The organism is Clostridium sp. MSJ-8, from assembly GCF_018918325.1.
GTDB lineage: Bacteria > Bacillota > Clostridia > Clostridiales > Clostridiaceae > Clostridium.
Genome location: NZ_JAHLQH010000041.1, coordinates 109,471 through 131,143, shown reverse-complemented (window position 1 = coordinate 131,143; position 21,673 = coordinate 109,471). Strand labels below are relative to the sequence as shown.

The 21,673-nt window shown below is 29.2% G+C and carries 18 protein-coding genes; 14 read left to right on the top strand and 4 right to left on the bottom strand.

Features of this window, described 5'->3' with window-relative positions; translation table 11 throughout:
- Position 1 precedes the first annotated feature (1 nt).
- The 3 genes from KQI77_RS09175 to KQI77_RS09165 all read left to right on the top strand — a co-directional run bounded on the left by KQI77_RS09175 (position 2) and on the right by KQI77_RS09165 (position 3,036).
- Positions 2-1,294: an MATE family efflux transporter gene (locus KQI77_RS09175; RefSeq protein WP_216390125.1), complete on the top strand. Its 1,293-nt coding sequence runs from the start codon at positions 2-4 to the stop codon at positions 1,292-1,294.
- Positions 1,295-1,407: 113 nt separating this feature from the next.
- Positions 1,408-1,671, top strand: coding sequence for a helix-turn-helix domain-containing protein (locus KQI77_RS09170; protein WP_216390124.1), 264 nt, complete (start codon positions 1,408-1,410; stop codon positions 1,669-1,671).
- Between the two features lie 24 nt (positions 1,672-1,695).
- Positions 1,696-3,036: an MATE family efflux transporter gene (locus tag KQI77_RS09165; protein ID WP_216390123.1), complete on the top strand. Its 1,341-nt coding sequence runs from the start codon at positions 1,696-1,698 to the stop codon at positions 3,034-3,036.
- Between the two features lie 128 nt (positions 3,037-3,164).
- Here the strand turns inward: KQI77_RS09165 and KQI77_RS09160 are convergent, their stop codons facing one another.
- Complete coding sequence (locus KQI77_RS09160) at positions 3,165-4,061, bottom strand: alpha/beta fold hydrolase (RefSeq protein ID WP_253289410.1); 897 nt, start codon at positions 4,059-4,061, stop codon at positions 3,165-3,167.
- Between the two features lie 476 nt (positions 4,062-4,537).
- On the opposite strand from KQI77_RS09160, the gene KQI77_RS09155 reads away from it, so the two are divergent.
- Positions 4,538-5,653, top strand: a complete 1,116-nt coding sequence (locus KQI77_RS09155; protein ID WP_216390122.1) for a phosphoribosyltransferase domain-containing protein — start codon at positions 4,538-4,540, stop codon at positions 5,651-5,653.
- Complete coding sequence (locus tag KQI77_RS09150) at positions 5,650-6,699, top strand: cysteine protease StiP family protein (protein ID WP_216390121.1); 1,050 nt, start codon at positions 5,650-5,652, stop codon at positions 6,697-6,699. The genes KQI77_RS09155 and KQI77_RS09150 overlap by 4 nt, the downstream gene beginning before the upstream one ends.
- Before the next feature lie 123 nt (positions 6,700-6,822).
- Here KQI77_RS09150 and KQI77_RS09145 read toward each other — a convergent pair whose 3' ends face one another.
- Positions 6,823-7,782: an HpcH/HpaI aldolase/citrate lyase family protein gene (locus KQI77_RS09145; protein ID WP_216390120.1), complete on the bottom strand. Its 960-nt coding sequence runs from the start codon at positions 7,780-7,782 to the stop codon at positions 6,823-6,825.
- A 146-nt stretch (positions 7,783-7,928) separates the two neighbouring features.
- Between KQI77_RS09145 and KQI77_RS09140 the strand changes: the two genes are divergently transcribed.
- The 9 genes from KQI77_RS09140 (at position 7,929) to KQI77_RS09100 (ending at position 18,960) form a co-directional block, all read left to right on the top strand.
- On the top strand, positions 7,929-9,323 hold the full coding sequence (locus KQI77_RS09140) for a trypsin-like peptidase domain-containing protein (protein ID WP_367397294.1): 1,395 nt from the start codon (positions 7,929-7,931) through the stop codon (positions 9,321-9,323).
- A 147-nt stretch (positions 9,324-9,470) separates the two neighbouring features.
- Positions 9,471-10,061 (top strand): rhomboid family intramembrane serine protease, encoded by a 591-nt coding sequence (locus KQI77_RS09135; protein WP_216390118.1) that lies wholly within the window; start codon positions 9,471-9,473, stop codon positions 10,059-10,061.
- Between the two features lie 13 nt (positions 10,062-10,074).
- Positions 10,075-12,351 carry a YceG family protein gene (locus tag KQI77_RS09130; protein WP_216390117.1) on the top strand — a complete coding sequence of 759 codons (2,277 nt, stop codon included), beginning with the start codon at positions 10,075-10,077 and terminating at the stop codon, positions 12,349-12,351.
- A gap of 2 nt (positions 12,352-12,353) precedes the next feature.
- Positions 12,354-13,517, top strand: coding sequence for a toxic anion resistance protein (locus KQI77_RS09125; protein WP_216390116.1), 1,164 nt, complete (start codon positions 12,354-12,356; stop codon positions 13,515-13,517).
- 36 nt (positions 13,518-13,553) lie between these two features.
- Positions 13,554-14,135, top strand: a complete 582-nt coding sequence (locus tag KQI77_RS09120) for a TerD family protein (RefSeq protein WP_216390115.1) — start codon at positions 13,554-13,556, stop codon at positions 14,133-14,135.
- Positions 14,136-14,147: 12 nt separating this feature from the next.
- Positions 14,148-14,729: a TerD family protein gene (locus KQI77_RS09115; protein WP_216390114.1), complete on the top strand. Its 582-nt coding sequence runs from the start codon at positions 14,148-14,150 to the stop codon at positions 14,727-14,729.
- A gap of 13 nt (positions 14,730-14,742) precedes the next feature.
- Positions 14,743-15,333 (top strand): TerD family protein, encoded by a 591-nt coding sequence (locus KQI77_RS09110; RefSeq protein WP_216390113.1) that lies wholly within the window; start codon positions 14,743-14,745, stop codon positions 15,331-15,333.
- Between the two features lie 95 nt (positions 15,334-15,428).
- Positions 15,429-18,140 carry a calcium-translocating P-type ATPase, PMCA-type gene (locus KQI77_RS09105; RefSeq protein ID WP_216390112.1) on the top strand — a complete coding sequence of 904 codons (2,712 nt, stop codon included), beginning with the start codon at positions 15,429-15,431 and terminating at the stop codon, positions 18,138-18,140.
- 67 nt (positions 18,141-18,207) lie between these two features.
- On the top strand, positions 18,208-18,960 hold the full coding sequence (locus KQI77_RS09100; RefSeq protein ID WP_216390111.1) for an HAD family hydrolase: 753 nt from the start codon (positions 18,208-18,210) through the stop codon (positions 18,958-18,960).
- A 1,032-nt stretch (positions 18,961-19,992) separates the two neighbouring features.
- Here KQI77_RS09100 and KQI77_RS09095 read toward each other — a convergent pair.
- The gene (locus tag KQI77_RS09095) at positions 19,993-20,700 is read right to left on the bottom strand and encodes an AIM24 family protein (protein WP_216390110.1); all 708 of its coding nucleotides are present in this window, start codon (positions 20,698-20,700) and stop codon (positions 19,993-19,995) included.
- 17 nt (positions 20,701-20,717) lie between these two features.
- Positions 20,718-21,512: a TerD family protein gene (locus tag KQI77_RS09090; protein WP_216390109.1), complete on the bottom strand. Its 795-nt coding sequence runs from the start codon at positions 21,510-21,512 to the stop codon at positions 20,718-20,720.
- Between the last annotated feature and the right edge of the window lie 161 nt (positions 21,513-21,673).

Sequence of the window (21,673 nt, the reverse complement as noted above, 5' to 3'; positions counted from 1 at the left end):
AATGAAAAATATAAAGGTTTTCTTTAAATATGTTATACCATCAGTACTTGCACTTGCATTATCTGGAGTTTACGCAATTGTAGATGGATTTTTTCTTGGAAATAGTGTTGGAGATATCGGACTTTCAGCAATTAATGTAGCTTATCCTATTACAGCATTAATTCAGGCTATAGGGACTGGAATAGGAATAGGTGGGGCTGTTTATTATTCCATAAAAAAAGCAGAGAATAATATTGAAGAGGCTAAAGAATATGTAGCAGGGTCGATATGGATGCTTATTATATCTAGTGTTTTTCTTACAGCTCTCTTTTTTACATTTGCTAATCCATTTATAAAATTATTAGGCGGTAGTGGACAACTTTTATTGCTGGCAGAGAAATATGTTAAAGTTATTTCTATTGGAGCAACATTACAGATTATTGCAACAGGATTAGTTCCTTTTATAAGGAATAATGGAAGTTCATTTTATGCAATGATGGCAATGGTGTGTGGATTTTTATCTAACATTATACTTGATTATCTATTGGTATGGGTAAGAAAAGGCGGAATTGAAGGTGCAGCATATGCTACTATTATAGGCCAGGGAATTACTATGATAATTGCTATTGTCTATTTATTGAAAAATAAATTGTTATCGTTAAAGGTTGATCTTTCTAAAGCTAAAAATATATTTAAATCTATTATAAAAGTGGGATTGGCACCTTTTGGATTGACTATGACGCCTAATATATCATTGATTATAGTAAATAGATTTACTGTTTATTATGGAGGCGAACAATCAATTGCTACATATGCATGTATAGAGTATGTTATATGGATAATATATCTTATTCTTCAAGGTGTAGGTGATGGTAGTCAACCTCTTATGAGCCAATATTATGGAGAAAAGAGTTATAAGAAACTACGTGATGTATGTAAATTAGCTTATGGTTTTGGAATATTTTTAGCAATAACTAGTTTTATTATTATGTACATATTAAGAGGTGATATAGGTACATTATTTGGTGCATCCAATGTAGTTAATGATGAGATAAGTAAGGTTATGCCTATATTTCTAGTGTCATTTCCTTTTGTAGCTGTAAATCGTATAACTACAGCTAGTTTTTATGCAACTGAAAAAAGTTCATTTGCATATATATCAACTTTTATAGAACCTGTGCTTATGTTAATATTTATTCTTATATTACCACCTTTATTTGGAGGGCAGATAATGATATGGTGGAGTACAGTCTTTGCTAGGATAATATCAGCTATAGTTGCAGTAACGTTAAATAGAGTAATAAAAGAAAAATAGTGTTATTTGCAGGTTCCAAAAACAAGTTTTGGAACCTAGCATAATGACTAACAAAATTTAAGGTTGAATAGTCGCTGATGAGTATGTTGTTTTATTAGAATTGATATGGTGGATTGCCAGTTATACGTGATTTGCTATCTGGAACAAAACGTTTTGGTGAATTAAAAAAATCAATAGGAAGTGTAACTCAAAAGGTACTTACAACACAATTACGTCAAATGGAAGAGAGTGGTCTTTTAGTTCGTAAGGTATATGCGGAAGTTCCACCGCGTGTAGAATATACACTAACAGAAGTAGGATATAGTTTGAAACCGATATTAGATGCAATGTGGGAGTGGGGAGAAAATTATAAGGCACAAAATCTACCTATAGATTAATATAAATTATTGGAGGCGTAAGTGATGAAAGGGAATAATAATAAAAGTATTGATTTTGGTGGAGATAAGATATTATCAATAATACTAAGGCTAGCACCGCCAGTTATGATAGCTCAATTGATACAAGCTTTATATAATATTATAGATAGTTATTTTATAGGTAGGTATTCAGAAGATGGCTTAACAGCATTGTCAATAGTATATCCTATACAATTATTGATGATAGCCCTTGCAGTAGGTACTGGAGTGGGTATTAATACAGTAATGGCTCATTATCGAGGAATTCATAAGGATAATAAGAGTGATGAAGCAGCTGGAGTTGGACCATTATTAGCATTTGTTATGTGGATTATATTTGCACTTGTTACATATCTGATTATGCCTTATTATGCAAGGATTTCATCTAATTCAGAACAAGTAGTTCAAGAAGTAATTACATATGGAAGAATAGTAAGTGTATTTAGTATAGGTGTTTTTTTTGAAAGTATATGGACAAAAGTATTACAAGCTGTTGGAAATATGAAGATTCCAATGATAGCTCAAGTTGTTGGAGCAATTGTTAATATTATTCTTGATCCAATATTGATATTTGGCATTGGAATAATACCAAGGTTAGGTATAGCAGGTGCTGCTATAGCTACTGTATTAGGACAAATAGTAGCAGCATTTATAGTGATGAGAAAGGGATATAGAAAGTCTCCAGCTATTTCAAAATATATGGGATATATAAAAAGAATTTATTATTTAGGATTTCCTAATATGTTAATGCAATCAGCTTATACTTTTTATATATTGGGTTTAAATTTGATATTAAAAGGTTTTTCAGATCAAGCAGTAACAGCTCTTGGATTATATTATAAGTGGCAGACGTTTTTCTTTATACCATTAGGAGCTATGCAGACCTGTATTGTTCCTATACTTAGTTATAATTATAGTGCTGGAAATAATGAAAGATGTAAAAGCACATTAAAGGATTCTGTATTATTAGGGTTTGCATTGATGTTTATAGGTGTTTTATGCTTTGAACTTATTCCTTCTAAGTTATTAGGAGTTTTTTCGCAAGACACAAGTGTTATTAGTATAGGAATTACTGCTTTTAGAATTATTGGAATTTCATTTATTCCAATGGTTACATCGTTGATATTTCCTGTGTTTTTTCAAGCTATAGGTTATTCTATAAAAAGTTCCATTTTAACTATACTTAGAACTGTAGTTTTATTTGTGCCATTAGGTTGGTTATTTTCAAGAGTTGGATTACAATATTTCTGGATCACATTTCCGCTTACAGAAACTATAACTACTATAGTAGGGTTTGCTCTATATAGAAAATTCAACTCTATAGAAGAAGAAATAATAAGTACTTAAGAAGTAAATAAGTTCAATAATTTTTTAACTAGAAATATAGAAGCCTTTAAGATAATTGTTGACAATATAGATACACTAAAAATCGTAATAGTTCTTGAATAATTAAAATATACTAATGCTAGTATATTTTAATTATAGAAGTTCAATATATCATTCCAGATTATTTCACAATCAATTTCATTAATAAGTTCATGTCTTTTATCTTTATATAGCTTTGTACTTATATCTGTGTAACCTACATTGCTTAGAAATTTTTTTAAGTGGTTAAATTTGTTTTTGCTTCGAATAACAGGATCTTTTTCGCCTGCTATTAATAATATAGGTAGATTAGGATTGTTGCATGAATAATTTTTATCAATAAAAGATAGCTTGACCAAATTAAATAAGTTCAAGAAACCATTAGCAGTAAAACGATAATGACATAAAGGATCATTATTATATGCACTAACTATTTCTTTATTAGAGCATATCCATGAATTTTCTTCTCCCTCAAAAGAATCATATAAACCAAAAGCTAGAAAGTTTAGAAAATTACTTCTATTATGATCACCATAGATACGACTATTCAATTTTGCAGCAGCAATACCTATTCCAACTAATGAATTTTCAGTTGGTGGACCACAAAGAATTAGCTTGTCTATATTAATATCATGATTTTGCATAAATACACGTGCTACGAGAGTTCCCATACTATGAGAAAACATGTATACAGGAATATCTGGATATTCATCATGAATCCATTTATTAATTTGAGCAATGTCATTAGCAATTATATTTGAATTTTCTGTATAGAAAAAACCTAAATCTTTTTCATCTTTGATACTATTTCCATGACCTCTATGATCATTTATAATGCATGTATATCCATTTTGTGATAGGTATTCCATGAAAGGATAATATCTTTCTTTATGTTCAGCCATTCCATGTGAAAATTGTATTATACCTTTTGGATTTTCAGCAGGACAAATGGCAATATCTAAATTTAAGTTATCGTAATTAGACGCAATTATATGTTTTTTTATCATTCACAATTACTCCTTATATTTTTGTATATATTTATATTAAGAACTTAAAATTATTATGTTATTTACCATAACAAAAACTATAACTTTTTGCAAATGAAATAAATACCTAATAATAAAAATTATAATAATTATACTATATAAGTAAGATTGGTAGGGGAACATTTTAATTTTTTTTGATGTTATGGTAAAATTAGGCGTATATGTAATAAGGGGTAAAAAAAGATGATACGTTTTTCACAAGAAAGTGATTTAAAAAGAGTAAATGAAGTCTTAGATAAGTAAATAATGTTCATATAAATGGAAGAGAAGGTGTTGTATGTGGATTCTCTTGTGTACAGTATGTTTATAAACCAGAATCACCATACAGTAATGCGAGAAAGTATTATAATATTGTTGAGTTTGGTGTTGATGGATCATATAGAAGATATATGGAATATAAAAATGAATAGATAATATGGAGGGCAATTAAGTTAAATATGTATTTAGAGCAAGACGTGGTTAGAATAGCCAAGAGGGAAAACAATACAAAGAGGAATTACTTGGTGATAAATAAGCTTCAAGGAAAGCATATACCTGTGCAGCCATCTGAAGCATTTAAAATGTTTAGAGAACTAGCAGTACAATTAAAAGATGAATATGCGAATGAGAGGTTGTTATTAGTTGGGTTTGCAGAAACAGCTACAGCAATTGGAGCAGCTATAGCAGGGGAGTTAGGATGTTTATATATGCAAACTACAAGAGAGGTTATTCCTAATGTTGAATATTTATTCTTTTCAGAAGAACATAGTCATGCAACTGAGCAAAAATTAGTTAAGAATGATATAGATAGGGTATGTGATACTATTGATAGGATTATATTTATTGAAGATGAAGTTACAACTGGTAAGACAATATTGAACATTATTAACATATTGGAGAAAAAATATCCACAGATCAAGAATTATTCTGTAGCTTCATTGTTAAATGGTATGAATGAAGAATGTTTGAAGAAGTATAGTGATAGAGGGATTAAACTTCATTATCTAGTAAAGACTAATCATGATAGATATGTTGAGATAGCAGATGGATATATGTGTGATGGAGAATATATATGTTCAACTAATACAGATGATATGACAATAGAAGGTGTCGATATTATAGAGTCTAGCTATTACCTGAATTCAAGAAGAATTGTAGATATGCATGAATATATAGACTGTAATCTAGAATTATGGAAACAGATACAGGATAATATAGATATTAAAGACTATAAGAATATTTTAGTTATTGGAACAGAAGAATTCATGTACCCTGCTCTGTATGTTGCTAATAAGATAGAAGAGATGGGCTATGATGTAAGGTGCCATTCAACAACACGAAGTCCTATTTCTGTAAGCAAGGATGAAGCATATCCACTTCATAAAAGATATGAATTAAGAAGTTTTTATGATAGTAATAGAACTACGTATATATATGATATTAATAGATATGATTATGTAATTATAATTACTGATGCTAATGAAGGATATGAAGAGGGATTATATTCATTAGTAAATGTATTGCGAGAAAATGGAAATGATAATATAGCTATGATTAGGTGGTGTAAGGAATGAGAAGTTCATATAATGAAGCTGATGTAAAGTTACTGCTAAAAGATATTACTGGTTTAGTAGAACCAAAGTCAACAGAAGAGCGTGAGAAGCTTATACAATCAGGAAGGCATTATAGTGAGATGTTACCTATTGAATATGTACCTACAGAAAAATACATGCAAGTATATAGAGAAGCATTGGAAAAATATTCAAAGGCAACTGCTCAGGCAGTAGGAAGTTTAAGCGATAAGATAATAGACATCAAGGGAAAAGATGTTGTATTAGTTTCTCTTGCTAGAGCAGGAATGCCTATAGGTATACTTGTTAAGAGATATATCAAGATGAAGTATAAAATAGATATACCTCATTATTCTATTTCTATTATAAGAGGAAGAGGTATAGATGATAATGCTATGAAATACTTACTAGATAGATATTTGTCTAGTCAGATATTATTTGTAGATGGTTGGATAGGCAAAGGAGCTATTTTAAATGAATTAAAGAAAGATATAGCTGTCTATGATGGAGTATCAGCAGATATAGCTGTAATTGCTGATCCTGCAAATGTTACAGAGCTATGCGGAACACATGAAGATATATTGATTCCTAGCTCTTGTTTGAATTCTACAGTGTCTGGATTAGTTAGTAGAACATTTCTTAGAGATGATATAATTGGACCTGATGATTTTCATGGAGCAGTATATTATGGAGAGTTAAAAAATTCAGATTTATCCTATGAATTTATTCATGCAATTGAAGAAAAATTTTCTGTGAATAATACATCTTCATTATATCAAGTGCAGGGGTTAGGTATTGATGAAGTGAGAAGTATAGCAGATAAATTTAATGTTAATGATATTAATTTAATTAAACCTGGTATAGGAGAAACAACACGAGTTTTATTAAGAAGAGTTCCTTGGAAGGTTTTAATTGATTATAAGTATAAAGATAATCAAGAATTAAGTCATATTGTTAGACTAGCAGAAGAAAAGAAGGTTCCTATAGAATATTATTCTCTTAAACATTATAAATGCTGTGGGATTATTAAAAAATTAGCAGATGCATAATTAAGCATTTCTAAATATAAAAAAATTAAGGTAGCTAAATGTTGTAAACTCACTAAAGTTCAAACAGTACAACATTTTAAACGCTACCTTAATTTTTTTATAGAAATACTGAAGGGTTTAAGTTTATTTAATTCCGAAAGATTCAGCCATTAAGACTGTTTGAAGAGCCCAATTATAATGGGTTTTATATTCGTTCATTCTTTCCTCAACAATATTTCCACTTACTAGTGAGTGTAGAGAATCGTCCCAATTTAATATGGATTTTGCATCTTCTAGATCTTTTGAACAAACTTTGTATGAATCATTTACAACAGATATTTGTTTAGGATGAATTACAGTTTTGCCTATAAAACCACATATCTTATCATCCTTAATTTCTGAAATTAATCCATTTTTCCAATTAGAACTATTATAATATTCCCATACAGGACCAGATATTACGTAATCTGAACCATATACAGTTATTATATCTGCAAATATATTAGCTATAGGTTTTATTTGATGGATAGATTCGTTATCTTGGCGTCTGAATCCAAATACATGGCATAAGTCATTACCACCAACTCTAATATTTAATATTAATTTTTCTACAGCAGCTAATTTATCTTTTAGTGCATATAAGATGTTATAACGATGTCTTAAATCTATTATAGAAGAATTTTCATATATAGGCATTGCATATATTGGAGTGCTACTTTCCTTATTAATTTTAATTAAGGTATCTATATAATTGTCAGCATTATCAAGAGAGAACTTAGGTAAAATAAAACCACATAAGATATTAGAAACTTCGCCTAATGAATAAAATATACGTTGCATCTGATCAGAATTACGGACTCTAATAAATATCTTAGGTATATAAAACAGCTTTTCTTTAGTGGCTGTATATATTTCTTTTAATGAGTTTATCATTATAGCTTCTGCCTCTAGAACATGATTGTCGTGAATAGTATCTTCTAAACATAAAGCAAGTGAATATTTTTTACCAAACTTTTCTGAAATTATAGAATTAGAAATTGATTTGTTATTTGCAGGACAATATAATAATGCCCCAACGCTATAATATATTAATGAATTTTTCATGATTTTATCCCTAAACCCCTTTTATAACAATAATTGTAATATTAATATACAAGTTTGATTTTACCATATATTGTTTTAATGTTGTAGAAAAAATAGAACAAATATGGTAAAATTTATATATTTAAATGTGGAGATGTGATGTCAGGGTGAAAGATAAGATTTTATATAGGCATAATGTACATAAGATAGATTCTATTGAAGAATTTTACAATAAAGATGCTGAAGTTAAGTCTGGCTATAAAGATGTATATTTTGTTAGGCTATTGGGTGTAAATCAAGGATATACAGAAAAAATAAAAACTATGGATGAAAAAGTATCATCTAGAGAAATATATATAAGGGTCGATAAACTTATACCTTCTTTTGATTTAGATATAATTAATTTATATGAGGAATATTATAATAAATGGATAACAAGTAATAAGGAGAGACTTATTATAAAGTCATCTGAATCTAATTGTGAGTTACAAGAATATTTAAGTAGAGCTTGTAGAGAAGTTATTAATTTATATACAACATATAAACGCAATATTTCTGAGTCTATGATTAAGAATTTTATGATAAAACTTATGTATTGGTTTGATTATTTATTTGGAGATAAACTAACAGATTGGAATAACAGTACTAATGTTAAGGTAGTAATTAGTAATATATTTAAGGAACAAGAATATTTGTTTTGTTATATGATGACACTTAGTGGAATTGATGTTCTACTTCTACAGTGTGAAAAAGATATTCAACTAAATAAGGAATTAGCTCAATTATCTACAATATGTGTTATTGGAGAATTTAAAACAATTGATATTCCCCAATATACAAGAAGCAATTCTACAGACAGAATACGAGTAGTTATACCATCTAGACCACCTAGAAGGTCTAGTACTCAAAAGAAAGTCAAAGATCAAATAAGCTATAATGATAATCAAGCTACTATGAGAGTTGATGCAATGAAAAGTGATACACGAAGAGAAAAGAATTTTGAAGAATTAGCATTATTAGCAGCTTCTATAGTAATGATAGCAGTACATAATGATCAAGGGGAGATTATAGGAACAGGTTCTGGGATTATGATAGGACGTGAAGGCTATATATTAACTAATTATCATGTAGCAAATAAAGGTGCCTTCTATTCTGTTAGAATAGAGAATGATGAAGTGGTATATAATACAGATGAACTTATTAAGTATAATTCTATTCTAGATTTGGCTATTATAAGAATAGATAGAATATTGACTCCTATTCCTATATACACAAGTAAAAAGAAATTAGTAAGAGGACAGAAGGTAGTTGCCATAGGAAGTCCTTTAGGATTATTTAATTCAGTTTCTGATGGAATTATATCAGGCTTTAGAGTAATTAAGGATGTAGATATGATTCAATTTACAGCTCCAATATCGCAAGGAAGTTCGGGAGGAGCGGTACTTAATATGTATGGAGAAGTAATAGGGATAAGTACTGCTGGTTTTGATGATGGACAAAATATAAATCTTGCTGTAGGATATGAAAGTATAAATATGTTTATAAAAGGCTTTGTAAATTAAATTAATTATTATGTTTGATAAATAAATATTTACATAATATAATTAGAATAACATTATATAGATAATCGACTTCTGTAATAGCTTTCTTGTAAAAGCAAATACGATGTGATATAATTTCCATACGAACTATTAAATGGGGGATAAGTAATGAATTGTGATAAAAGAAAACTAAAAATATCATTTAATTCACCAGCAATTCTAGGTTTTACTATAATTTGTTTTGTAGCATTAATCTTAGGATACATAACAAGAGATGCTTCTACTAATGCAATATTTAGTGTTTATAGATCATCTTTATTGAATCCTCTTACATATGTTAGACTTGTAGGGCATGTATTTGGACATGCAGGTTGGGATCACTTTATAGGCAATATTATGTTAATTTTAATAGTTGGACCATTACTTGAAGAAAAGTATGGTACTTCTAATATTATATTTGTGATTCTAACAACAGCAGTTGTGACTGGAATAGTCAATTGTATATTATTTCCACATACAAGACTTTTAGGAGCTAGTGGAGTTGTATTTGCATTTGTATTATTATCGTCATTTACAAGTATAAAAGAAGGAACTATTCCTCTTACCTTTATTTTAGTAGCGGTTATATATCTTGGTCAACAAGTATATGACGGCATTTTTATTAAAGATAATGTTTCTAATCTTACTCATATTATAGGAGGAATTATAGGGGCAAGTCTTGGTTATATTATGAATAAAGGAAAGATGAGTAAATATTGAGGGTGAAAATTATATGTTTGAGCATGGGAAAATAAGTGGTCTGGATGATTTTTTCCTTGAACTTGATAAGAGAAAAGAGAAAAAAATATATTTTTATAGAATAAATGGATATACTCAAGAAGTTGCAGACTTCATTAAGAAATATTATGAAGCAGCTAGAAAATCAGGAGTAATTATCGAAGGTAAGATACCTAATCCTGATGAGAAGAATTTGGCATATTATAATGAGATAATGGGAATGGATTTTCAGATGAGCAATGAATTCATTCTAACAAGTCTTAAGAAATGGTTACCTAGAATGAACGATTATCAAAGGGAAAATGTAGCCATTTCTATATATGATACACTTGATTCTCTAAGAAAATCTGGAAAGAACGAAAATATGCTTAAAAATGCATATATAAAATTTATGTGTTGGTTATATTATAAGTTTGAGCGAATTGTAAATATTCTTGGAGAAAACAATATCCCTAAGATATTATATGAAGGAGAAATAAGCAATTATGAATTGCTACTTATAACAGTTCTAGCGAAGGCTGGGTGTGATGTTGTACTATTGCAATATCATGGAGACCAGAAGTATTTACAGTTAGATTCTACTTCTATAATGTCTGATAATTTAATTATACAAGGTATGGAGGCATTTCCAGAACAATTTAATTTAAAGTGGATTATGAAGAAGATTCAGGAAGAATTCAATAATCAGAGATTATATGGAGATAAGCCTAATTTAATTAATTGTACTAATGCATGGATAGAAGGAAAGGCGTTAGTAGACATTCAAAAGAGTATAATGGCAAGGGGAGACGATCCTAAATTATTTTATAATTGCTATTGTAGAATAAATGGCGTAGAAGATAAACTTACGTACATGAATGATTTGTTTAAGTTCTATGAGAACATAATAAATAGTAAGAGAAAGGTTCTTGTTATAGATGGAAGCATTACTCCACCTACTAATGACGAGATAGCCTTAATTAATAGAAGAAATTATAACAAGCAAGATCAAATGTTATTAGATCTTGGAAATAATATAAAATATACTCCAAATAACGAATTACAAAAGCTTATGAAGAAAGCTTTTATTGATATAATGTTAGAAGAAGCTGAAAAGCCAGAAATGAATTTAAATAAATTAACCAATAAGGCAGTATATATATTATGTTGGTTAAGAAGATATCAGGGAGATTTGTTTTCTAATTGGAAAGCACCAGATATTTCATGTTTTATTCATATGGGACCATGTACGAATGAAAATGAAACTTTGTTTGTAAAATTTCTAGCTAGACTTCCTATAGATGTTCTGATATTAAATCCAAATCTTAATCAAAAGTGTGAGTTGATTGATTCATTATTGTATGAAGAAAATTATTCAGAATCATTGAATATATCTGCATTTCCTAGAGAAAATGCAGACATACATATAGGAACAGCAGCATATCATGCTGAAAGAGAACTAGATACGCTTATGTATCAGGATACAGGAATATATAGAGAAAAGCAATATAATAAGGCAAATACTATTAATTTGCAAACTATGTATGAAGAGATAAAGATATTATGGGATGAAGAATTAAAATATCGTCCAAGTTTCAGTACAGTAGATGATGTGGTTAATATTCCTGTAATATATTCAAAAATATCAGGAATAAAGGATGAAGATGTTGCGGCATATTGGAGTTCCATAAAGGAATTAATAACAGAAGATACGTTTGTTATTGATAAAGTTCCGTTTATAGAACCAGGGACACCTAATCCAGCTAAAGCTCATGTGGCTAGTTTCTGGAAGAATGGAAAACTACAGAGAAAAACTATTAAAGAAGATGAATATTATCAATATGGAGTACTTAGAGATGAGGTTCAAGAACATATATTAGATAAGATACAGCTTCTTGTAGAAAGTAAACTAATTAGTGGAACTTTTGAAAATGGGACTGAATATACAATTATAGCAACAATATTAAATCTTCCAAAGGATATAGTGAGATTAATACAAAAATTTGATTTCACAAAGAAAAATCCAAAAATAATTATGATTAATACTGGAGAAAAAGTTATTTCTTTAGAAGATACTATAATAACTGCGTTTTTAAATCTAATTGGATTTGATGTAATATATTTTGTACCAACTGGATATCAAAGTGTAGAAAAATATTTTAATAAGAAGGTATTTGAAGAACATCAAATAGGTCAATATGTATATGATTTACATGTGCCTAATTTTAATAATATAAAAAGCAATGCACGTTCAAAAAGATGGCGTGACAAACTATTTAAGAGAGGTAAATGAATATGGGACTTGATTTTAGTAAAAAAACAACAACTACTACACAAGATGCACAACAAGTAACAGTAGTAGAACCACAACAAAATGAGATTCAAGAGGTTCAGCAATATGACATAGTAGCTGATCGTCAACAAATGAATGCAGTGTTAGTAAATTCACCTGAAGTAGATGCACTTGTAAGCACTATAGAAGTAGATAATTTAGAAACTATTGTATCATTTGGTGCAGAAGTTGCAGAAGAAATATCTAAAGCTTCTGATATAGTACTTAATAGCATGAATATGTCGCAGATTGATGACTCAAGTGAGATGTTAAATACACTTGCAAAGATCATGGATAAATTTGATATAAAAGAAATTCAAGAGAATCCAGGATTATTCTCGAAATTATTTGGTAACTTGAAAAAGCAATTAGAAAAGATATTAAATAAGTATCACACAATGGGTGATGAAGTTGACAAGATTTATGTGCAATTAAAACAATATGAAGCAGAAATTAAACAAGCCAATAAAAATTTGGATCAAATGTTTGATGCAAATGTAGAATATTATCATGAATTAGTAAGATATATATTAGCTGGAGAGCAAGGCTGTAGAGAATTAGAAGAATATATAGCTAAGCGTCAAGCTGATTTAGAAGCTACAGGAGATAATTCAATTCAATTTGAATTAACAAGCTTAAATCAAGCCTTGATGATGTTAGAACAGAGAACTCAGGATTTAAGAACAGCTGAAAATGTTGCAATGCAATCAATTCCAATGATTAAAACAATGGAATTTAGTAATATGAATTTAGTAAGAAAAATAAATTCAGCATTTATCATTACACTTCCTGTATTTAAGCAAGCTCTTGCACAAGCAATTATGCTTAAGAGACAACGTGTTCAAGCTGAAGCTATGTCAGCATTAGATGAAAAGACAAATGAAATGCTAATTAAGAATGCTCAAAATACAGTAGAACAATCTAAGATGACTGCTAGATTAGCATCAGGAAGCTCTATAAAGATAGAAACACTAGAAACTACATGGAGAACTATTGTTAATGGTATTGATGAGACAAGACAGATTCAAGAAGATGCACGTAAAAAACGTATAGAAGATCAAGCTCGTCTTGAAAATATTAAACAAGAGTTCAATCAAAAATATCATATGCCAGATAAGAAAAATTAGTCATAGATTTTAGTTATATTAAAGGGAGGTTTTATTATGCCAATTAATTTATCAAAAGGACAAAAAGTTGATTTAACAAAAGGAAATCCAGGGTTAAAAAAGATTATGGTAGGATTAGGATGGGATGTTAATGCATTTGATTCAGGAGCTGATTTTGACTTAGATGCTGCAGCATTCATGTGTGAAACAAATGGTAAGTGTCCTACAGAAAAAGAATTTATTTTCTATGGTAATCTAGAACATAATAGTGGTGCTGTAAAGCATATGGGTGATAACCTTACTGGTGAAGGTGAAGGTGATGATGAGCAAATTCAAGTTGACTTAACAACAATTCCTGCAAATGTAGAAAAAATTGCTTTCACAGTTACAATATATGATGCTGATGTAAGAAAGCAAAATTTCGGACAAGTATCAAATGCATATATAAGAATAGTAGATGAAACAAATAATCAAGAATTAATAAGATATGATTTAGGAGAAGATTTCTCTATAGAAACTGCAGTAGTAGTTGGAGAATTATATAGACATAATGGAGAATGGAAGTTCAATGCTATAGGAAGTGGATTCCAAGGTGGACTTGCAGCTTTATGTGGTCATTATGGAATAGAAGTAGCATAAGGGGGAAATAATATGCCAATTAGTTTAAAAAAAGGTCAAAAAGTAAATCTTACAAAGGATAATCCAGGATTAACAAAGGTAGTAGTAGGATTAGGATGGGATGTTAATGCATTTGACACAGGAGAAGCATTTGATTTAGATGCAGCTGCATTTCTATTAACAGATACAGGTAAAGTTAGTGGTTCTTCTGATTTTGTATTCTATGGTAATTTAATGCATCCATCACAAAGTGTACAGCATTTAGGAGATAATTTAACAGGTGAAGGTGATGGAGATGATGAACAAGTAAAAGTAGATTTAGCAAAAGTACCTGCTAATATTTCTAAGATAGCTTTTACAGTTACAATATATGATGCAGATGTGAGAAAACAAAATTTTGGACAAGTATCAAATGCGTTTATAAGAATAGTAGATGAAACAACTAATCAGGAATTAATAAGATATGATTTATGTGAAGACTTTTCAATAGAAACTGCAGTAGTAGTTGGAGAGTTATATAGACATAATGGTGAGTGGAAATTCAATGCTATAGGTAGCGGATATCAAGGTGGCTTAGCAGCTTTATGTAATAGCTTTGGTGTTGACGTAGAATAGGAGGATAATGGACATGTCAGTAAGTTTACAAAAAGGACAGAAGGTAAATCTGTCAAAGGACCATGCTGGATTATCAAAGGTAATTGTTGGATTAGGTTGGGATGAAGCTAAGAAAAGTGGAGGATTTTTCTCTGCTTTTAAGAAACAAGATATAGATTGTGATGCTTCTGCAATTATGTTAAGAAATGGAAAATTTTGCAGTGACAAAGATTTAGTGTATTTCAGAAACTTAAAACATAGAAGTGGTTCAGTAAAGCATATGGGAGATAACTTAACAGGAGCTGGAGAAGGTGATGATGAGCAAATAGTTGTTGATTTATCAAAGGTTCCAGAAGAATATGATAGAATTGTAATTGTAGTAAATATATATGCAGCTGTGCAAAGAAAACAGGATTTTGGAATGATTAAAAATGCATTTATACGTTTAGTAGATGCTAGAAATAATAATGAGATGTGTAAGTATAATTTATCTGAGAATTATAATGGTATGACAGCTATGATTTTTGGGGAAATATATAGACACAATGGAGAATGGAAGTTTAATGCTATAGGGCAACCAACAACAGATCCAGGCTTAAATGAGCTTGTAAGAAGATTTGTATAAATTTAAGTAATGTGTTTAGTTATTAGTTGAAGATAAACTAAGAAGTTAGCTTATCTTCAATTAAGGATATAATAAAAAAAGGAGACAGGATTTTTATGGATTATAAAGGACTATCTGATAAGGAAGTTGAACAATCGAGGGAGAAAAATGGTTCCAATGTTATTCCTGATTCGGAACCAACAACGTTTTGGCAAGAATTTAAAGAGACATTTGGAGATCCAATGATAAAAATATTACTAGTAATCGCTGCATTAATGATAGTAATGTTTTTTATGGGATATGCAGAAATATATGAACCACTAGGAACAATTGTAGCAGTAATTATTGTTGCTGTTGTATCTGCAAAGACTGGAGTAGCTAGTGATACAAAGTATAGAGAGTTAAAGGACAAAACTGAAAAGGATAAGTGTAAAGTATACAGAAATGGTGTTGTTACAGTTATTGATGTTGACGATGTAGTTGTTGGAGATAAAGTACTTCTTCAATCAGGTGATAAGATACCAGCTGATGGTATTCTTATAAGTGGATCGTTAAAGGTTGATAATTCAGCTTTAAATGGTGAAGCAGAAGAATGTCCTAAGGTTGGAGCAGATGAGAGCTTTCAATTAGCAGATGATATAACAGGTGATACTTTTGTAGATAAGCATTCATTATTTAGAGGCGCTGTTGTATTTGATGGAGAAGGTATCTTAGATGTAAGAAAAGTTGGACTAAAGACAATGATGGGTAAAATGGCTGAAGAAATGCAAGAAGATGAGCCAGATTCACCATTAAAGGTAAAGCTTGCTAAACTTGCAAAGCAAATATCTACATTTGGATATATTGGTGCTATCGTTATTGCTGTATTATATTTTGTATACTTTATTGTATCAAATGGTGGACCATCTGAGTACTTCTCACTAGGATTTGAAAGAATATTTAAAGATTTAGTAGATGCAGTATCTCTAGCAGTAGTTATTATTGTATGTGCTGTTCCAGAAGGATTACCATTAATGATTTCATTAGTATTAATGCAGAATACAAGTAAGATGCTAGATCACAATGTATTAGTTAGAAAAGCTGAAGGTATTGAAACAGCTGGTTCATTAAATATTTTATTTAGTGATAAAACAGGTACAATTACTAAAGGTAAGCTTGAAGTAGTAGATTTCTTCGTAGGAAATGGTTCGTCTATAGCTATTGAAGATTTAAGTAAACATAGCAAGGTTAAAGGATTAGTAGATATTGCTATAGGTAAGAATACAAGATCTATGTTTGATGCATCTCATAAAGTAATAGGAGGAAATGCGACAGATCAAGCTCTTATGAAATTCATAGGAGAAGAAACATTTAATACATTACAAGAAAATAAAGAATATGTAATTACTGCAGAACAAGGATTTAATTCTTCTAATAAGTTCAGTCAAGCAAGAATAGATGCATTAGGAAAAACATTCTACAAGGGTGCACCAGAAAGATTATTAGCTAAGGCTACTAAATATCTAGATGAACAAGGAAATGTTCAAGATATAGATATGGAAGTTCTTAATAAAAAGATTGATGATCTTGCAGCAAAAGCAATGAGAGTACTTGCATTTGGATACTCTGAAAAGAACATGGTAGAAAGTCAAATAAATGATGATATAGTTATCATTGGACTTGTTGGAATAAGAGATGATGTAAGACCAGAAGCAAAAGAAGCAATTCATGAGGTTCAATGTGCTGGAATACAAGTTGTTATGATTACTGGTGATAGACTAGAAACAGCTGTTGCAATAGCAAAGGATGCTGGACTATTAAAAGAAAATAGTGATATGGCAATTACTTCTGCACAACTTAATGAAATGTCAGATGATGAAGTTAAGAAGATTATACCTCGTATAAGAGTAATAGCAAGAGCTTTACCTACAGATAAGTCAAGAATGGTTAGATTATGTCAAGAGATGAATCTTGTTGTTGGTATGACAGGTGATGGTGTTAATGACTCGCCAGCCCTTAAGAGAGCAGATGTTGGATTCGCTATGGGTAGTGGTACTGAAGCAGCAAAAGAAGCAGGTAAGATAGTAATATTAGATGATAACTTTAAGTCGATTAAGGATGCTATATTATATGGTAGAACAATTTATCACAACATATTGAAGTTCTGTAAGTTCCAATTAGTTATCAATGTTACAGCAGTAATAGTAAGTGCAATAGCTCCATTCTTTGGTGTAGAAGAACCTTTAAAGGTTACACACTTATTGTTTGTTAACTTAGTAATGGATGGTCTTGGTGCAATAATGTTAGGTAATGAACCTGCATTAGAAAAGTATATGTTAGAAAAACCTAGAAGACGTGATGAGAGTATTATAAGTAAAAATATGATGGCTCAAATTCTTATTATGGGTGCATGGTTAACTATAGTTAGTTTTGTATATTTAAAAGTACCATTCTTCGAAAATCTATTTGGTTCAGAAGAAAAACACTTAACTGGATATTTTGTATTATTTATTGTTAGTGCATTATTTAACGGATTCAATGTAAGAGATGATGAATTTGGTATATTCAAGAGACTTGATGAAAACCCAGGATTCTTAAAAGTATTCTTTATTATTATTCTTGTTCAAGCTCTTATTGTAAATGCAGGACTTGTTCCATTAAAAATATTTAAATGGATTGGAGAAATGTTTAGCTGTGTTCCATTTGGACCTAAAGGTTGGATTGCAGTAATTATTCTTGCAGTAACAATGATACCAGTAGATATTATACGTAAGGCAGTTGTTAAGGCATCTAAACCAAAGAATTCAGATGATATCGTAGAAGATGAATTAGCCTTAAACAAAAAGTAATAAAATATAGATAAAAATAGGTGCTTACTTATTGAGTAAGTACCTTTTTTAGTGAAAGGAAAATAATATGAAAGTTTTTAATGTTGACCTTGATAATACATTAATATATTCTTATAAGCATGATATAGGTCCTGATAAGATGGATGTAGAGTTATATAATGGAAGAAATATATCGTTTATAACAAGAAAGACATATGATATGTTATTAAAACTTAAAGATAAAATATTGATTGTTCCTACAACAACAAGAACAATAGAACAATATAAACGTATAAATCTTAATGTGGGAAATTTCAAATATGCTCTTACATGTAATGGAGGAGTCTTATTAGTTAATGGAGTTGAGGATGAATTATGGTATAAAGAATCATGTGAAATTGTTAAAAATAGCATAGAGTCATTACAAAAGGCTATTTTAATTCTAGAAAATGATAAAAGAAGAAGCTTTGAAGTTAGATTTATTAAAGATTTGTTTGTATTTACTAAATGCAATGAGCCAGAAAATGTTGTCAAGGAATTAAAGGAAGTTTTAGATGAAACACTAGTTGATGTATTTAATAATGGTATAAAGGTATATGTAGTACCTAAAACATTATCTAAAGGAATGGCAATAAAAAGGTTTAAAGAATATATAAATGCTGAAGAAATAATAGCAGCAGGAGATAGTGAATTTGATATATCTATGATTAAGAATGCTGACATTGGAATTGCACCAAAAGGATTACTTGAAGAGGATAAAATATTAGAGAACATAAGAATATTATCTAGTAATAAATTATATTCTGAAGAAGTATTAAAAGAAGTATATAAATATATATAAAATCCAATGTTATTTGGTTTGATTAATATTATGTTTTCTGATAATTAGTATCAATATTATATGTTTTCATAAATAGCATAATTTCATTAAGTATTTCTAAATGTAAAAAAATTAAGGTAGCTAAATGTTGTAAACTCACTAAAGTTCAAACAGTACAACATTTTAAACGCTACCTTAATTTTTTTATAATAAGAAATCCTAAAATTCATTATGAAAATTTATTCAAAGCAATAATATTGATACTAAAAAAAGAAAATCATAATATTAACATTATCAAATAACATTGGATTTTTCATTATAATAATATTACTTTGCTTAAATCAATAATTTGATATTAATTAACTGAAAAAATAAGTAATCAAAAAATATATTAGATAATTTTTTAAGTAAGAACTACTGAATACTTAAGATATTTGAAATAATCCAGATACACTAAAAATCACCATAACGCTTAAATAATTAAAATATAATAAGCTTAGTGGAAGTAACCATTATTGTTGAGGTTAGAATTATAGGTAGATATAGAATAATGTAACCATGAAGAATTAAAGATTAGTATAAATAATATGTAACAATTGGTTACTGCAACTAATGCTATTATATTTTAATTATAATCATTCATTATGAAAATTTATTCAAAGCAATAATATTGATACTAAAAAAAGAAAATCATAATATTAACATTATCAAATAACATTGGATTTTTCATTATAATAATATTACTTTACTTAAATCAATAATTTGATATTAATTAACTGAAAAAATAAGTAATCAAAAAATATATTAGATAATTTTTTAAGTAAGAACTACTGAATACTTAAGATACTTGAAATAATCCAGATACACTAAAAATCAGCATAACGCTTAAATAATTAAAATATAATAAGCTTAGTGGAAGTAACCATTATTGTTAAGGTTAGAATTATAGGTAGATATAGAATAATATAACCATGAAGAATTACATATTAGTATAAATAATATGTAACAATTGGTTACTGCAACTAATGCTATTATATTTTAATTTTAGCTTTATTAATCTATGCCTACATGTATTCCACCACTTCGTTCTGTTGGTTGAATAAGAACAGTAATTGGTTGACTACTATGCCATTCGTATGCATATGATTCGCCAGAGGCTTGTCCTATAAAATTCTTCCATGAAATATCGGTCTTGATTTGTGGATCACAATAGCCTTGTTGACTCATCCAACATATAACAGCATCTGGATCTACAGATATTGTGCTTTTATTTTGTATATTGCTTAGTACAATTGGATTACCAGTAGAAAGAATAGCAACATATGCATTATTTCCTTGACCAGTAAGTGTAGAAGTAGCTAAACCTTTTTGAGAGAATATACCAGTACCGATAAATCTTACATCGTATTTACAGTCTTGTGTAAAGGCTAGTATATTTTCAGATTCTACAGAAACAACTTCTCCAATTGCTAACTTATATATGACTATATGTTGCCCGTAGTTTGCATAATAAGTTGTAGAATCACCATTTAACATTACTTTCATTAAAGGTAAGTTTTCACCTGTCAAACGTCTTTTTAGAGAACCTAGTGCAGCTTGTGCAAATCCATTTTGTGGTCCTAATAATAATTTTTCAAATTTATAATTTTTTTCTCCTTGATTTTCACCTGCAATGAAAGATCCTGCTTTTGTATATAAAACATCATTTCCAGAACAAGTTACTTTAAGTGTTAATTCATTTATTGTTTCAAAAGTAAGCATTTTTTTCCTCCTAAAATTTAATTTACTTCAACACCATATAGATTGCAGAGTCCTTCAAGATCTCTAGCAACTCCATTACCTATAGCACTAAATTTCCAAATGCCATTATGAATGTATATTTCTCCTATCATCATAGATATAACATTAGAATAATAGTCACTCATAAGAAAACTAACTAATTCTTTACCGGTGTTATCAAGAATTCTAATATAAGCATCTTCTAGCATTCCGAAATTAAGATTATTTATAAGTGCATCATTTATAGTTAATACAAAAACTATTTTCTTTACATTTTTATTTAATTTATTTAAGTCAATATGTATTTTTTCACGATCTGTATTATTGCATACACTAAAGTTTACACTGTCATCAGGGCTTTTAGTTTGACCGTAAAATACAAACCATGAATCACCTAATACTTTTCCGTTATCACCTAGTAAGAATGCAGAAACATCTACATCACATTTTGAATTTTTAACATTCCAACCTAATAATATGTCTATATAAGGGGATGTAGTATTTGAAAATAATGCTACCTTTTGACCCTTTTGTACTTTGTTATGTAAAGGTGGTACGTTTATATGCGAATTAGTAGATGTAATAGGCTCTTGATTATTAATTGTTTGGTTAACCTGTTGTGTTATTGTAGTTCTTTGTTGTGCTTGAGTATTTTTGATAGTGTTTCGAGTTATACCATTATTAAGTTCTAGTATATTATGTGCTGATTTTGATGTTTGAACTTTTATTGAGTTAATGGAATTAATATTATTTGCATTAAAAGAACCAGTTGTTCTCATTGGAATATCAACCATAAATTCACTCTCCTTTCAATATATTATATTTTATCAAAGATATGCGATGTTATCTATGTATTTTCGAATTAGTGAAGTTTTTTATTCATCTAGGGTAAATTAAACTTTTAGTTTAATTATTGTATAATTTGAAAGAAAAGTTCAAAAGTACTATAATGATA